The organism is Segeticoccus rhizosphaerae (assembly GCF_005222685.1).
Taxonomy (GTDB): Bacteria; Actinomycetota; Actinomycetes; order Actinomycetales; family Dermatophilaceae; genus Segeticoccus; species Segeticoccus rhizosphaerae.
Genome location: NZ_SWMA01000007.1, coordinates 52,077 through 66,985 on the forward strand (window position 1 = coordinate 52,077; position 14,909 = coordinate 66,985).

Below are 14,909 nucleotides of genomic sequence, written 5' to 3' on the forward strand. Positions count from 1 at the left end.
ACCATCGATTTGGAGGTTTCCTACAAAGTGGTGCTCGGCGAGGCCGGTGGTATGCCGGGTGCCCACCCCGGGAGCGCGGCTGCCTGCTGGTTTCCGTTGGGGCCTGGTGGTGCCGGGAACGGGTTCAGGGCCGGTCGGCCCCGGGGGTGCGCCAGGCACGCGGCGGCTGCTCGGCGAGACGGCCCACGGCCAGCGCGATCCAGACGGTCTGGGCGTCCCGGGCGGAGGTCAGGTCATAGCCCGTGACCGTCTCGATCCGACCGAGCCGGTAGCGCACCGTGTTGGGGTGGACGAACAACGCCCGAGCGGCCGCCTCGAGCCCTCGGCCCCCGTCGAGGTAGGCAGTCGCGGTCTCGAAGAGGGCGCCGCCCGCCGACGCGAGCGGGCGGTAGACGCGGTCGACGAGGGTCCGCCGTGCGGTGCCGTCGCCGGACAGCACCCGTTCGGGCAGCAGGTCGTCGGCGAAGGCCGGCCGCGGGGCCTCCGGCCAGCCCCGCGCGGATGCCAGCCCCGACAGGGCGGCCCGGGCGGAGCGGCCGGCCGCGAAGAGGTGGGGCACAGTGGGGCCGATGACGATCGGTCCCTCGTCGAAGTGCCCGGTGAGCGCCTTCACGCTCTGCTCGGGCTCGGTCAGGTTGCCCAGGATCGCGACCAGGCGCTGGCCCTGGACCGCGGCGAGGGCCTCCACGTGCAGTCGTGAGGCAGCGCGCCGCAAAGCGTCCACGACTCCGGCCGCGCTCCCCGAGGGTGCCGAACCTGCAACCACCGCAACGTCGTTCACCGCTCCCCAACCAAGTGCGGTGGCGCGCGACTGGAGTGAGTCGTCGGCTTCGCCGCGGAGCACGGCGTCGACGACGAGGGACTCGAGGCGTGCGTCCCAGGCACCCCTCGCCTCGGCGGCGTCGGCGTAGACCTGGGCGGCGGCGAAGGCAACCTCTCGGGAGTAGCGCAGCACCGCCTCGCGCAGGTCCTGCTCGTCGCCGGGCGCGGCCAGCCCGATGACCTCGTCCTCGACGACGTCGACGACCGAGCGGATCAGGTCGAGGGTCTGGCCGAGGCTGATCGACCGCGTCAGCTCCCGGGGCGCCGTGCCGAAGACGTCGCCGGTGACGTGCGGGTGCTCGTCGGGGTCCTTGTACCAGGAGACGAAGGCTCCGATGCCGGCCTGGGCGACCAGACCCACCCACGACCGGTCCTCCGCGGAGAGCGCGCGATACCAGTCGTGCCCGGTCTCCATCCGCCGGATCGCCTCGGTCGACAGGGCCCCGGCGCCGCGCTCCACCCGGCGCCGGGTCTCCGCGGACGTGCGCGATCGGGCCATGGCCATGCCCGCAGCCTATTTGTATGCCGCCCACAAGCGCGAGGCGCGCTCGTCACCCACCCTCGCGCTTGTTGCTGGGGAAGGGCGCGAAATGTGACGCCCTCCGTCCAGCAACAAGCGCGCAGGGTGCGCGCAGGTCTAGGACTCGCCGCCCTCGTTGCCGGAGGTGCCGGCGGTGACGTCGAGCAGGCGGTACTTCTCGGCCGCCTGCCCGGGCACGGCGGCATCCACCTCGCCGCGCCTGGCCAGCATCTGCAGCGTCCGCACCACGACCGACGGGCCGTCGATGTGGAAGTAGCGCCGCGCCGCCGGTCGGGTGTCGGAGAAGCCGAACCCGTCGGCGCCCAGCGAGGCGAAGTCGCCGGGCACCCACTGCGCGATCTGGTCCTGCACCGCCCGCATCCAGTCGGACACCGCGACGACGGGGCCGGGGGCGTCCTGCAGCTGCTGGGTCACGAAGGGCACCCGCTGCTCCTCGTCGGGGTGCAGGAACTGCCGCTCGTCGCACTCCAGGCCGTCACGCCGCAGCTCGCCCCAGGAGGTGACCGACCAGACATCGGCGACCACGCCCCAGTCCTTGGCGAGCAGCTCCTGCGCCTCGAGGATCCAGGGCACACCGACCCCGGAGGCCAGCAGCTGGGCTCGGGGGGCGTCCTGGGCGAGGCCCTCACCGGAGCCGGGCTTCAGGCGGTACATGCCCTTGAGGATGCCTTCGCCGTCAACGTCCTCCGGCTCCGGCGGCTGCACGTTCGGCTCGTTGTAGACGGTGATGTAGTAGAAGATGTCCTCGGGCTTCTCGCCGTACATCCGCCGCAGGCCGTCCTCGACGATGTGCGCGATCTCGTAGGCGTAGGCCGGATCGTAGGCCACCACCGCGGGGTTGCTGGCCGCGAGCAGGAGGCTGTGCCCGTCGGCGTGCTGCAGTCCCTCACCGGTCAGCGTGGTGCGCCCCGCCGTGGCACCCAGCATGAACCCTCGAGCCATCTGGTCGGCCGCGGCCCACATGGCGTCGCCGGAGCGTTGGAAGCCGAACATCGAGTAGAAGATGTAGACGGGCACCATCGGTATGCCGTGCGTGGAGTAGGCCGTGCCGGCTGCGGTGAAGGCCGCGACCGAGCCCTCCTCGTTGATGCCGAGGTGCAGGATCTGCCCCTTCTCGGACTCCTTGTAGGCGAGCATCAGGTCGGCGTCGACCGAGGTGTAGTTCTGGCCGTGCGGGTTGTAGATCTTGGCCGTCGGGAAGAACGAGTCCATGCCGAACGTCCGGGCCTCGTCCGGGATGATCGGCACGACGTGGCGGCCGAACTCCTTGTCGCGCATCATCTCCCGCAGGATCCGCACGAACGCCATCGTCGTGGCGATCTCCTGCTTGCCCGAGCCCTTCTTGGCCAGCGCGTAGGCCTTGTGGTCCGGCAGCTGCAGCTGCTCGGCCTTGGTCCTCCGGTCGGGCACGAAGCCGCCGAGATTCCGGCGCCGGTCCATCATGTACTCGATGGCCGGGTCGTCCATGCCGGGGTGGTAGTAGGGCGGCAGGTAGGGGTCCTTCTCCAGCTGCTCGTCGGAGATCGGGATGCGCAGGGAGTCGCGGAAGCCCTTGAGGTCGTCCAGCGTCATCTTCTTCATCTGGTGCGTGGCGTTGCGGCCGGCGAAGTGGCTGCCGAGGCTGTAACCCTTGATGGTCTTGGCCAGGATCACCGTCGGCTGACCGGTGTGCTCCATCGCCGCCTTGTAGGCCGCATAGACCTTCCGGTAGTCGTGGCCGCCGCGCTTGAGCTTCCACCACACGTCCGCGTCGGACCAGTCGGACACCATCTCCTTGGTCCGCGGGTCGCGCCCGAAGAACTGCGAGCGCACGTAGGCGCCGTCGTTGGCGCGGAAGGTCTGGTAGTCGCCGTCGCTCGTCTGGTTCATGATGTGCACCAGGGCGCCGTCGCGGTCGGCCGCGAGCAACGGGTCCCAGCCGCGGCCCCAGATGACCTTGATGACGTTCCACCCGGCGCCGCGGAAGTAGGCCTCGAGCTCCTGGATGATCTTGCCGTTGCCGCGCACCGGGCCGTCCAGCCGCTGCAGGTTGCAGTTGATCACGAAGGTCAGGTTGTCCAGCTCGTCGTTGGCGGCGACGTGCAGCAGCCCGCGCGACTCGGGCTCGTCCATCTCGCCGTCGCCGAGGAACGCCCACACGTGCTGCTGCGACGTGTCCTTGATGCCGCGGTGGTGCAGGTACTTGTTGAACTGCGCCTGGAAGATGGCGTTCATCGGGCCGAGCCCCATCGACACGGTCGGGAACTCCCAGAAGCCGGGCATGTTGCGCGGGTGGGGATAGGACGGCAGTGCCAGCGGCTTGCCGTCGACGACGTGCGAGTGCTCCTGGCGGAACCCGTCGAGCTGCTGCTCGGTCAGCCGTCCCTCCAGGTAGGCCCGTGCGTAGATCCCGGGTGAGGCGTGGCCCTGGATGTAGACCTGGTCGCCGCCACCCTCGTGGTCGCGCCCCCGGAAGAAGTGGTTGAAGCCGACCTCGTAGAGGGTGGCCGCCGACGCGTAGGTGGAGATGTGCCCGCCCACACCGACGCCGGGCCGCTGCGCGCGGTGGACCATGACGGCGGCGTTCCAACGCATCCAGGCGCGGTAGGTGCGCTCCACGTCCTCGTCACCGGGGAACCAGGGCTCCGACTCGGGACCGATGGTGTTGATGTAGTCCGTCGTGGTGAGCGACGGGACCCCGACGTGCCGCTGCCGGGCGCGCTCGAGCAGCTTGAGCATGACGTAGCGCGCGCGGGTGCGGCCGCCCTCGTCGATGACGCCGTCGAGCGACTCCAGCCACTCGTCGGTCTCCTCGGGGTCGATGTCCGGCAGCTGGCTCGGGATGCCGTTGAGGATGGGGCCGGCCTGGTCACGTGACACCACGGGAGTCCTTTCGCTCAGACGAGCGCCGCCGTCGGGCGACGCGGCCTCCATCCTCTACCCGAAGGGCTCGCTGTTCATAGTCGGGCAGGGTTACCGGCCGGTATGACGATTCTCGCCTCGCCGGCGTAGAGCGTCAGCCGTGGGTCGCGCACGAAGCCGGCCAGGGTCATGCCCGACTCCTGCGCGAGCTCGACGGCCAGGCTCGAGGGGGCGGAGACCGACGACAGGATGGGGATGCCCGCCATCAGAGCCTTCTGGGTGAGCTCGAAGCTGGCCCGGCCGCTGACCTGCAGGACGTGCCCGGTGAGGGGAAGGCGGCCCTCCCGGACCGCCCAGCCGATCACCTTGTCGACCGCGTTGTGCCGACCGACGTCCTCCCGCACGCACACGAGTTCACCGTCGGCCGTGAACAGCCCGGCGGCGTGCAGCCCGCCGGTGCGGTCGAAGACCTTCTGCCGAGCGCGCAACGCCTCCGGAAAGGCGACCAGCAGGCCGGCCGCCACACGCGTGCGATCCTCGCGGACGGCATATCGGCTGCGGGTGCGGACCTCGTCGATGGTGCGCTTGCCACAAAGGCCGCAGGAGCTGCTGGTGACCAGGGCGCGGGCCGAGCTGGGCTCCGGCGCGGGGACACCGGGCGCCAGGGTGGCGTCGACGACGTTGTAGGTGGGGCGGCCCGACTCGTCCTCGTCCAGGCAGTGCATCAGCTGGATGACGTCCTCGGCGGCGTTGATCAGGCCTTCGCTGAGCAGGAATCCGAGGGCCAGGTCGAAGTCGTCGCCCGGCGTGCGCATCGTGACCGCAATCGAGACCCCGCCCGCGCGGACCTCCAGGGGCTCCTCCACGGTCAGCGTGTCGGGACGGCCGACGACCGCCGGCGCGCCCGGGTCGCTCAGGTCGACCCGTCTCGCCGGTACGCGTGTCGTCACTCGGCCCATCCGGCCACTCTAGAGGAGCCGGTGCGGCGGGGTCGGTGGCCCAGTTCGAGCAGACTGCTTGCAACATCGGGCCAGACCTAGTGGACTACGCCTTGACAACACGCTCGTGCCGGCGGGGGAGCTCCTCGGCCGGCCTCTGGAAGGGAACAACACGTGGTTGCGACCGCGCAAGCGGCGTCGGCGAAGAGCTCGGCGGAGAAGCTGGGCTTTGCCGCAGGACAGATCGTGCAGGAGTTCGGCTATGACGAGGACGTGGCCGAGGACCTGCGACTCGGGATCGAGGACGTGATCGGTTCCGAGCTCGAGGACGAGGACTACGACGGGGTGGCCGATGCCGTGGTCCTGTGGTGGCGGGACGGCGACGGTGACCTCATCGACGACGTCGTGGACGCACTGACCGGGCTGGTCGAGGGTGGGTTCGTGGTGCTGCTGACACCCAAGGTCGGGCGCGACAACCATGTCGACGCGAGCGACATCGAGGAGGCCGCGCTCACCGCCGGACTGCACGCCTCCGGGAGTGTCGGGGCCGGCGCCGACTGGAACGGCACGAGACTCGTCGCCCCCAAGACCTCTCGCCGCTGACCTTTGCCGCCGCCGGCGCGCGACCTAGGGTGGAGGTCATGAGCATCCCTGTCGATCTCGCCGTCCTCGGCGAGACGCTGCGCGACTTCGACTATGCCTACCTGGTCACGATCACCGAGGGGTCGACCGCGCACGTCGTCGCGGTCAGCCCTGTCGTTCGTGGTGACAAGGTCGAGATCGACGGGCTCGGGCGGCGCACCCTGTCGAATGCCGGTGAGCGGCCCGCCGTCACGCTGGCCTGGCCGCCCCGCGAGCCGGGAGGCTACTCCCTGATCGTGGACGGCACCGCCGAGACGGCCGGCGTCGGTCTGGCGGTGTCCCCGAGCCGGGCGGTGCTGCACCGCGCGGCCCCCGAGCGGGAGCCCAAGGAGGGCGACGGCTGCGCCTCGGACTGCGTCGAGGTGCCGCTGGCCGGAGCGTCGTGAGCCCCGCGTCGCCACCCGGGGTGGGCGCGGCAGCGCCCCCGCTCGCGCTGCAGGACGAACACGGTCAGCAGGTGTCCCTGGCCGACTACCGCGGCCGCAAGTACGTCCTGCTCGTCTTCTACCCCTTCGCGTTCTCCGGGATCTGCACCGAGGAGCTGGGCAGCGTGCGGGACGACCTCGGCCGCTACCAGAACGACCGCGTCCAGGTGCTCGCGATCTCCTGTGACCCCATGTTCACGCTCCGGGCGTGGGCCGAGCGGGAGGAGTTCGAGTTCCCCCTGCTCAGTGACTTCTGGCCGCACGGTGGGGCGGCCCGTGCCTACGGGGTCTTTCACGACCGGGGCGGCTTCGCCACCCGGGGGACCTTCCTGCTCGACCGGGACGGTGTGATCCGGTGGACCCTGGTCCACGAACCGGGTGAGGCGCGGGACCTCGCGAGCTGTCATCAGGCGCTGGCGGATCTGGGTTAGCCTGTGCCGCCGGACTTCCGATCCGCCGGATCGGTGCGCCAGGGCCTGTAGCTCAGTTGGTAGAGCACCGCGTTTACACCGCGGGTGTCGTCGGTTCGAACCCGGCCGGGCCCACGTGGACGATCTGACCCTGCGCGACTTCGTCGCCGCCCTCGAGGAGCTGTACCCACCGGACACGGCCCAGTCGTGGGACCGTGTCGGGCTCGTCAGCGGTGACCTCGACCAACCGGTGCGGCGGATCCACCTGGCCGTCGACCCGACGCTGGCCGTCATCGAGGAGGCGCGCGCCGAGGCCGCCGACCTGCTGATCACCCACCACCCGCTGTTGTTGCGCGGCGTGCACAGCGTCGCGACCACCAGCGCCAAGGGCGCGTCCGTCACCTCCCTGGTTGTGGGCGATGTGGCGCTGTATGTCGCGCACACCAACGCCGACGTCGCCTCACCCGGGGTGTCGGACGCCCTGGCCGCCGCCGCCGGCCTGGACGGCACGGAGCCCCTGGTGATGGAGGAGGGCCGCCCGCTCGGACGGGTCGGAGAGCTGGCCGCGCCCGTCACCCTGCGTCGCTTCGCCGAGCTGCTCGCCCGTGCCCTGCCGTCCGCGCCGGGCGGCCTCCGCGTCGCGGGCGACCCGGACGCCGAGGTGCGCCGGGTCGCGGTCCTGGGCGGTGCCGGGGACGACCAGTTCGATGCGGTGCGCGGCTGCGGCGCGGACGTCTTCGTGACGGCCGACCTGCGCCACCATCCCGCGTCGGAGGCGAGGGAGGAGGCCAGGGGCGGCACGCCATACCTCATCGACGCCGGGCACTGGGCGACGGAGTGGCTCTGGCTGGCCAGTGCCCGTGACGAACTCCTCCGGACACTCGCCGACCGGGGAGATACGGTGGAGTTCCACATCTCCAGCCTGTGCACCGACCCGTGGGACTTCGTGGTCGATGCACGCACCGCACCCGAGCCCGGAGGCCGTCCTGAAAGCTGAACTGAGTCGTCAGTGGCGCCTGCTCGACCTGCAGGCGCTGGACACGAGGATCGACCAGATCGACCACCGCAAGGCGAGCCTGCCGGTGCTGAAGGAGCTCGAGGGTCTGCAGCGGGAGGCGTCGGCTCTGGACGCCGAGGTGGTCAGGGCGCGCACCGCCTTCGACGACGTGGGCCGCGAGATCGCCAAGTCCGAGGCGGACGTGCAGCTGGTCCGCGACCGCGCCCTGCGCAACCAGACCCGGCTCGACTCGGGACAGGGCACCGCCAAGGACATGCAGGCGCTGCAGCACGAGATCACCTCACTGGCGCGGCGGCAGTCGGAGCTGGAGGACCTCGAGCTGGAGGTCATGGAACGGGCGGAGGGGCTCGAGACCACCCTGCGTGAGCACGAGGCCGCCCGGGCCGAGCTCGCATCGCGCATCGCCGACCTGGAGGCGGCTCGCGACAAGGAGCTCGGGGAGCTCGACGCCGAGCGGGAGCAGGTCGTCGCGGAGCGGGCGCAGACCGTGTCGGGTGTGGGCGAGGACCTGATCGCCCTCTACGACAAGGTCCGGGCCTCGAGCGGCGGGCTGGGCGCGGCCGCCCTGACCCAGCGGCGGTGCGGTGGCTGCCGACTCGAGCTCAACCAGGTGGACCTGGGCCGCATCGCGGCCGCGCCGGAGGACGAGGTGGTGCGCTGCGAGGAGTGCCGCCGCATCCTCGTGCGGACCTCCGAGTCGGGGATCTGAGCGGTGGGGCGCAGGCTCATCGTCGAGGCCGACGGGGGATCCCGCGGCAACCCGGGCAAGGCGGGGTATGGCGCGCTGGTCCGGGACCCGGGCACCGGCGCGGTGATCGCCGAGCGTGCCCGCTCCGTCGGCATCGCCAGCAACAACGTGGCCGAGTACTCCGGTCTGATCGCGGGCCTGCGGGCTGCCCAGTCGATCGACGCGGGTGCGGACATCGAGGCCCGGATGGACTCCAAGCTGGTCGTCGAGCAGATGTCCGGCCGCTGGAAGATCAAGCACCAGGACATGCGCCGACTCGCGCTGGAGGCGCGTGACGTCGCGGCCGAGATCAGCGCGGCCGGCGGGTCGGTGACCTTCACCTGGGTGCCGCGGGCCGAGAACTCCGCTGCCGACGCCCTCGCCAACGCCGCCATGGACGGGCAGACCATCGAGCGCGACCCGGCCGACCTCGCCGGCCCGGACGAGACCCCCGGCGAGGCCGCAGCGCCGGGTGACGCGAATGCCACGGGACCGTCGTCGGACGTGGCTGGTGCGATGCGGACTCCGGTGCAGGAACAGGTCATCAGCGACAGTCGGCACGCCGATCTCGATGCGCCCTCGCGGATCATCCTCGTCCGGCACGGGGTCACGAACTTCACCGTGGCCGGCAAGCTCGACGGCCGCGGGGGAGCGGACCCCTCACTCAATGAGCAGGGGCGCTCGCAGGCCAAGGCCGCAGGCGCTGCGGTGCGGGAGCTGCTCGAGGACATGCCGCACGGGCCGGTCCGGGTGCTGTCGTCCTCCCTGGCCCGCGCGGTCGAGACCGGAGAGGCGGTCGCCGCTGCCCTCGGCCTCGAGCCTGTCATCGACGCCGACTGGGACGAGCAGGGATTCGGCGATTGGGACGGCAAGAGCATGGCCCAGATCGCCGCCCGCTTCCCCGACGACCTGAGGTCGTTGCGCACCGACGACGACTATGCCCGGCCCGGTGGCGAGTCGCACCGCCAGCTCTTCGAGCGGGTGGGTGGCGCCCTGCACCGTGCGGTCGACCTCGGCGGAACCGTCGTCGTGGCCACCCACCGCAAGCCGATCATGTGCGTTCTCTCGCAGCTGCTCGCCATCCCGCACGAGCGACTCTGGTCGATCGCCACCTCGCCGGCGTCCTTGACCGGCATCGAGGTGTGGGCGGACGGCGGGTTCTCCGTGTCGTTCGTCAACGACACCCACCACCTCACCCGATGACCCGCGATGACTGACGACCGGCCGGCATACCGACCCGACACGCTCGCCGTGCGCGGCGGACTGGCGCGCAGCGACTTCGAGGAGACCTCGGAGGCGCTTTTCCTCACCTCCGGGTTCGTCTACGGTTCCGCGGAGGAGGCCGAGGCGGCCTTCGCCGGGAAGAGTGACCGGTTCCTCTACTCGCGCTACGGCAACCCCACCGTGGCCATGTTCGAGGACCGGATGCGGCTGCTGGAGGGCACCCAAGCGTGCTTCGCGACGGCGAGCGGGATGTCGGCGGTGTTCGTGGCGCTCGCGGCGCTGCTCGGGCAGGGCGACCGGGTCGTGGCCTCACGCGGGCTCTTCGGCGCCTGCTTCGCCATCCTCGACGAGGTGCTGCCGCGGTGGGGGGTCGAGACGGTCTTCGTCGACGGCACCGACCTCGAGCAGTGGCGCGCGGCCTTGTCGCAGCCGACGGCCGCCGTGTTCTTCGAGAGTCCCAGCAACCCGATGCAGGAGCTGGTGGACATGTCCGCCGTGTGCGGCCTCGCGCACGCGGCCGGCGCGCAGGTGGTCGTGGACAACGTCTTCGGCACGCCCGTCTTCTCCCACCCGGTCGAGCACGGGGCGGACGTCGTCGTCTACTCGGCGACCAAGCACATCGACGGGCAGGGCCGGGTGCTCGGCGGCGCCGTGCTCGGGACCAGTGAGTTCATCGACGGCCCGGTCAGGACGCTGATGCGCCGCACCGGACCCTCGATGTCGCCGTTCAACGCCTGGGTGCTGCTCAAGGGCCTGGAGACCATGTCATTGCGGGTGCGGGCGATGGCGTCCTCCGCGCTGGAGCTGGCTCGGGTCCTGGAGTCACATCCCCGGGTGTCGCGGGTGCTCTACCCGTGGCTCGACTCGCACCCCCAGCACGGGCTCGCGCATGCCCAGATGGAGGGGGGAGGGACGGTCGTGACGCTCACCCTGGACGGCGGCAAGGCCGAGGCGTTCGCACTGATGAACGCGCTGCGACTGGTCGACATCTCCAACAACCTGGGCGACGCCAAGTCGATCATCACCCACCCGGCCACGACGACCCACCGCAGCGCCGGAGCCGAGGGACGCGCGGCCATGGGCATCACCGACGGCACGCTGCGGATCTCGGTCGGACTGGAGGACACCCGCGACCTGGTCGAGGACTTCACCCGGGCGCTGGCCTGATCCGGCGGGGCCGCTCCCCAGCCAGTCCTGCGGTCAGGTCTGCGCCCGGTCGGTGAGTTGCCGGTAGACCAGGTCCGCGGCCGCGAGGTAGGTCACCGCGTAGTAGCTGCGGCGTCCCTGGTCGTCCGCCTCACGGGCCTTCTCCGGTGAGCGCTCGGTCCAGCGCCGGTGCAGCTCCTGCAGCTCCCGTGCGAACGCTTCGGCCTCCGGCCTGCTGAGGTGCAGGGCGGCGTCGGCGATCATCGCCTCGGCGTCGTCCGACGTGGTGGTGGCCATGGCCGCGTCGACGAGGGCGTGGCTGTTGTTCTGCGCCCATCTCCTACCTCGTCGCCGCAGCGTGCGCGGGAGCCGTCCGCGCGCGACTCGGAGCGCCGTCGCAGCCGCCCGGGCCGCGCGAGCCACTGCGGGCCTCGATCCGCGCGGGCCTCGCCTTCATCTGGCGGCACGAGGCGCTGCAGCCGATCTTCGTCACCTCTGCCGCATTGAACTTCGGTGCCAACGGGCTTCTGCTGACGTTGATCATCGCCTTGCAACAGCGCGCGGTCGCACCGTCGGTGATCGGGCTCCTCGAGACGGGCCTGGCCGCCGGGATGCTGGTAGGCGCGGCGGTGCTGCCCACGGTCAGCCGGCCGATCCGCCGGATCCCGCTGCTGTCCAAGGTGGATCCGGTCGAGGACCTCGGGGCGGCGGTGGGCGAGGCGAGCGAGCCGGGGCAGTCGACGCCGTCTTAGGTCACCCCAGGGCCAGCGCCAGGGTGGCGGCACTGACCGCTGCCACGGCACACACGGCCCCCTCGATCCCCATGCGTCGCAATGACACCCGGACCCCCGCACGATGGCAGCGGTCCCGCCACAGGAGCGTGGCCAGCGAGGCCCAGACCGTGATGAGCGGGCCACAGTTGACGCCGACCAGCAGCGCCGCGAGGCGGTTGGGGTCGGTGTCGGCGACCGGCTCCAGCGCCAGGTAGGCAGGCAGGTTGTTGACCAGGTTGGCGCTGCCCGCCCCCACGCCCGCGACGCGGAGCAGGTCGGCCCCACCGGCGCCGGTCCCGGCCCAGTCGCGCAGCAGGTCGGTCAGCCCGTGCCGCCCGGCCACGTCGATCACCACGAAGAGCACGCAGACCCCGACCACCGTGGCCCAGGGCACCGAGATCCGCCGCAGGAGTGTCCGATCCCGCCAGGTGGCCAGCAGGAGCAGCAGCACCGCCGCCGCCCCGGCCGGGACGGCGGGGACGATGCCCGTCGCGAAGACCGGGCCGAGCGCGAGACAGACCGCAGCGGCTCCCAGCAGGAGCACCCGGTCGTGGGGCTCCGCAGGTGGCTCGACGGCATACTGCCCGCGCAGGTGGCTGCGGTGCAGCGTTGCCAGGACGACCACGGTGGCGGCGATCGCGGCCAGCGCCGGGCGCCACATCAAGGAGACGTATGCCGCGAAGTCCACTCCCAACGCGTGGAACTGGTGCAATGCCAACAGGTTCGTGAGGTTGGACACCGGCAGCAGGAGCGAGGCGGTGTTGGCCAACCAGACGGTGGCCATGACGAACGGCGCGGCGGACATTCCCACCTGGCGGGCCAGCGTGATGACCACCGGCGTGAGCAGCACCGCCGTCGTGTCGAGACTGAGCACCATGGTGCTCACGCAGGCCAGTGCCACCACGAGGGCCCACAGGCGCCAGCGACGGTGACGTCCTGCTCGGGCCGCCCAGTGCGCGGCCACGTCGAAAACCCCCGCCTCGTCGGAGATCTCGGCGACGATGGTGACCGCGACGAGGAACGCGAGGACCGGGCCGACGCGCTCGGCCAGCAGAGCGGCGTCCATCGGCCTGCTGGCTCAGGCCGCGGTGGCGTCGAGGATCCAGGGCCGCCCCGGGCGCGGAGAAGGCGTGAGGAGTGTCGTGAACGCGGGGGAGAGGAGGCGCTCAAGAGCCTCCGGGTTGCGAGCCGGTTGGCCGACCTGGCAGAGGTGCCGGGCGACCAGGCCCCGGGTGTGCTTGGCCATGTGGGTGGCCCCGGGCACCCTGATCTGGACCCACCGCTGCGCGAGGCCGTCGTGCGGAGTCCAGGCCGCGGCATACGTGCTCGAACGGCAGTCGACGATGACGCCGCTGCCGGCCGCCGCCGGCAGCACCTCGGCGAGCGGTTCCCGCCAGACCGAGGCGAGGGGACCCAGGTCGCCGAGGTTGACGGCCATCGACAGGCGGTAGGGCGGCACCGGGTCGGTGAGCCGCAGGACGCCGAAGAGTGCGGACGCGACGAGCAGCCACCGGTTCGCGCGTCGCTTGGCCGCGGTGTCGAGACTCGTGTGGTCGAGGGCGTCGTAGAGCACGCCGGTGTAGAGGCGGCTCGCCGGGAGCGCCGGCGCCTCGTGCAGCTCGAGGTTGTGGTCGATCTCGTCGCGCAGGTTGGCGCTGACCCCGAGGAGGGCGGGAGCGTCCGCCCGGCGGCTGACCTGCTCGAGCGCATCCATGACCTGCTCCCGGACCGGTGTGAGCTCGGGAAAACTGAGCTTCTTCAGGTCCACCGGGTTGCCCCGTCGACGGCCCGTCTTCGACTCCGAGGGCGGCAGGAGGATCAGCACGTCCAGACTGTATGCCGCGTCCGGGCAGGGCGCTCCTCTAGGGTTGCCCCATGGCGAGTCGACGCATCCAGGTGCACAGCGACCGACGCGACGACAAGGGGGTTGACGCCGGAGAGCTCGATGCGGCGTTCGCTGCCGTGCGGGCGGAGCTCAAGGTGCCGGACGAGTTCCCGCCCGAGGTGCTCGCCGAGGCCGAGCGGGTGGCGAGCGCACCGGACCTGCCGGATCGTGACGAGACCGGACTGGCGTTCTTCACCGTCGACCCGCCCGGTTCGAAGGATCTCGACCAGGCGATGCACCTGGAGCGCACGGGCGATGGCTACCGCGTGCGCTACGCCATCGCTGATGTGCCGGCCTTCGTCACCCCCGGGGGTGCGATCGACGAGGAGGCCAGGCGCCGCGGGCAGACGATCTACAGCCCGGACCAGCGCAATCCCCTGCACCCCGCGTCGCTCAGCGAGGGGGCCGCCAGCCTGCTGCCCGGGCAGGTGCGTCCTGCCTACCTCTGGGACCTCACGCTCGACGCCGACGGAGAGGTGACCGCGGCCGAGGTCTACCGCGCCATGGTGCGCAGTCGGGACCGCCTCGACTATGACCAGGTGCAGGAGGCGGTCGACGGGAGACGCGACGACGGGCGCCTGCTCCTGCTCAAGGAGGTGGGGGAACGCCGGATCGCCTTGGAACGCGGGCGCGGGGGGGCCAGCCTGCCGATGCCCGAGCAGGAGGTCACGCTGACCGACGGGGGGCGCTATGTGGTGGGCTTCCGGCCGCTGGCGCCGGCCGAGGACTGGAACGCGCAGATCTCGTTGATGACCGGGATCGCCGCGGCCGAGATGATGCTGCACGGGGAGGTGGGCATCCTGCGCACGATGCCGGCTGCCGACCGCGACACGATCGCCCGATTCCGCCGCCAGGCGCGGGCCCTCGGGGTGGAGTGGCCGGCCGAGATGCTCTACGGCGAGTTCCTGCGCTCACTGGACCGCTCCAACGGCAAGCACCTGGCCCTCATCCACGACGCCACGACGCTCTTCCGGGGTGCCGGTTACACCCCGTTCGACGGCGCTGTCCCGGAGCAGACCGAGCATGCCGCGGTGGCCGCGCCCTATGCCCACGTCACTGCGCCGCTGCGCCGGCTGGTGGACCGGTTCGGCCTGGTGGTCTGCGAGGCCCTGTGCACCGACTCCACGGTGCCCGAGTGGGCGGTCCAGGCCCTGCCGACCCTGCCCGAGATCATGCAGGCAACCGACCAGCTCGCCAACGCCGTGGACCGCGCCTGCACCGACACGGTCGAGGCGGCGGCGCTCAAGGACCGGGTGGGTGAGGAGTTCGACGCAGTGGTGGTCGACCAGCGCGGAGAGGGCGAGTCACTGGTCCAGGTCACCGATCCCGCGATCCTCGCGAAGTGCGACGGCGAGGCCCAGCTGGGCGCGGCCGTCCGCGTCAGGCTCGTGGAGGCAGAGGTCGCGGACCACTCGGTCCGCTTCGCGGTGACCGGTGGGGCGGCGGGGTCGGCAAACGGTGGCCAGGTCCTCCCGGCACCGGCCGCTGCGCCGGGAGGACACGACGGAGCGTGAGGA

Annotated in this window: 15 protein-coding genes and 1 tRNA gene; 10 read left to right on the top strand and 6 right to left on the bottom strand. The window is 71.5% G+C overall.

The features are described from left to right. Nucleotides 1-124: 124 nt before the first annotated feature. The 3 genes from FCN22_RS07530 to fdhD form a co-directional block, all read right to left on the bottom strand. Nucleotides 125-1,327: a PucR family transcriptional regulator gene (locus tag FCN22_RS07530; RefSeq protein WP_238384584.1), complete on the bottom strand. Its 1,203-nt coding sequence runs from the start codon at nucleotides 1,325-1,327 to the stop codon at nucleotides 125-127. Nucleotides 1,328-1,459: 132 nt separating this feature from the next. Next, the gene (gene aceE / locus FCN22_RS07535) at nucleotides 1,460-4,276 is read right to left on the bottom strand and encodes a pyruvate dehydrogenase (acetyl-transferring), homodimeric type (protein ID WP_137120939.1); all 2,817 of its coding nucleotides are present in this window, start codon (nucleotides 4,274-4,276) and stop codon (nucleotides 1,460-1,462) included. 23 nt (nucleotides 4,277-4,299) lie between these two features. Next, entirely contained in the window at nucleotides 4,300-5,163 is an 864-nt protein-coding gene (gene fdhD, locus FCN22_RS07540; protein WP_137120940.1) for a formate dehydrogenase accessory sulfurtransferase FdhD, read from the bottom strand. Nucleotides 5,164-5,316: 153 nt separating this feature from the next. On the opposite strand from fdhD, the gene FCN22_RS07545 reads away from it, so the two are divergent. The 8 genes from FCN22_RS07545 to FCN22_RS07580 all read left to right on the top strand — a co-directional run bounded on the left by FCN22_RS07545 (nucleotide 5,317) and on the right by FCN22_RS07580 (nucleotide 10,755). Next, on the top strand, nucleotides 5,317-5,745 hold the full coding sequence (locus tag FCN22_RS07545) for a DUF3052 domain-containing protein (protein ID WP_137120941.1): 429 nt from the start codon (nucleotides 5,317-5,319) through the stop codon (nucleotides 5,743-5,745). 38 nt (nucleotides 5,746-5,783) lie between these two features. After that, nucleotides 5,784-6,170: a pyridoxamine 5'-phosphate oxidase family protein gene (locus tag FCN22_RS07550; protein WP_202911460.1), complete on the top strand. Its 387-nt coding sequence runs from the start codon at nucleotides 5,784-5,786 to the stop codon at nucleotides 6,168-6,170. Continuing rightward, nucleotides 6,167-6,640 (top strand): peroxiredoxin, encoded by a 474-nt coding sequence (locus FCN22_RS07555; RefSeq protein WP_238384586.1) that lies wholly within the window; start codon nucleotides 6,167-6,169, stop codon nucleotides 6,638-6,640. The genes FCN22_RS07550 and FCN22_RS07555 overlap by 4 nt, the downstream gene beginning before the upstream one ends. A gap of 41 nt (nucleotides 6,641-6,681) precedes the next feature. Then, nucleotides 6,682-6,754 (top strand) — tRNA-Val (locus tag FCN22_RS07560). Nucleotide 6,755: 1 nt separating this feature from the next. Continuing rightward, the gene (locus tag FCN22_RS07565) at nucleotides 6,756-7,616 is read left to right on the top strand and encodes a Nif3-like dinuclear metal center hexameric protein (protein ID WP_137120942.1); all 861 of its coding nucleotides are present in this window, start codon (nucleotides 6,756-6,758) and stop codon (nucleotides 7,614-7,616) included. Then, nucleotides 7,573-8,346 carry a zinc ribbon domain-containing protein gene (locus tag FCN22_RS07570; RefSeq protein ID WP_238384587.1) on the top strand — a complete coding sequence of 258 codons (774 nt, stop codon included), beginning with the start codon at nucleotides 7,573-7,575 and terminating at the stop codon, nucleotides 8,344-8,346. Before FCN22_RS07565 ends, FCN22_RS07570 begins: the two co-directional genes overlap by 44 nt. Before the next feature lie 3 nt (nucleotides 8,347-8,349). Further along, nucleotides 8,350-9,567, top strand: a complete 1,218-nt coding sequence (locus FCN22_RS07575) for a bifunctional RNase H/acid phosphatase (protein WP_137120943.1) — start codon at nucleotides 8,350-8,352, stop codon at nucleotides 9,565-9,567. Nucleotides 9,568-9,573: 6 nt separating this feature from the next. Next, nucleotides 9,574-10,755: an O-succinylhomoserine sulfhydrylase gene (locus tag FCN22_RS07580; RefSeq protein ID WP_137120944.1), complete on the top strand. Its 1,182-nt coding sequence runs from the start codon at nucleotides 9,574-9,576 to the stop codon at nucleotides 10,753-10,755. A gap of 33 nt (nucleotides 10,756-10,788) precedes the next feature. Here the strand turns inward: FCN22_RS07580 and FCN22_RS07585 are convergent, their stop codons facing one another. Continuing rightward, nucleotides 10,789-11,031, bottom strand: a complete 243-nt coding sequence (locus FCN22_RS07585; RefSeq protein ID WP_137120945.1) for a hypothetical protein — start codon at nucleotides 11,029-11,031, stop codon at nucleotides 10,789-10,791. 206 nt (nucleotides 11,032-11,237) lie between these two features. On the opposite strand from FCN22_RS07585, the gene FCN22_RS07590 reads away from it, so the two are divergent. After that, complete coding sequence (locus FCN22_RS07590) at nucleotides 11,238-11,486, top strand: hypothetical protein (protein ID WP_137120946.1); 249 nt, start codon at nucleotides 11,238-11,240, stop codon at nucleotides 11,484-11,486. A gap of 1 nt (nucleotide 11,487) precedes the next feature. On the opposite strand, the gene FCN22_RS07595 is transcribed toward FCN22_RS07590, so the two are convergent. Together FCN22_RS07595 and FCN22_RS07600 are read right to left on the bottom strand one after the other, a co-directional pair. Then, the gene (locus FCN22_RS07595) at nucleotides 11,488-12,573 is read right to left on the bottom strand and encodes an SLC13 family permease (protein WP_137120947.1); all 1,086 of its coding nucleotides are present in this window, start codon (nucleotides 12,571-12,573) and stop codon (nucleotides 11,488-11,490) included. Nucleotides 12,574-12,585: 12 nt separating this feature from the next. Then, a complete protein-coding gene (locus FCN22_RS07600; RefSeq protein WP_137120948.1) occupies nucleotides 12,586-13,332 on the bottom strand; it encodes a YaaA family protein in 747 nt (248 codons plus the stop codon). Between the two features lie 50 nt (nucleotides 13,333-13,382). Here FCN22_RS07600 and FCN22_RS07605 point away from each other — a divergent pair, with 50 nt between their 5' ends. Beyond that, complete coding sequence (locus tag FCN22_RS07605; RefSeq protein ID WP_137120949.1) at nucleotides 13,383-14,906, top strand: RNB domain-containing ribonuclease; 1,524 nt, start codon at nucleotides 13,383-13,385, stop codon at nucleotides 14,904-14,906. Nucleotides 14,907-14,909 lie beyond the last annotated feature (3 nt).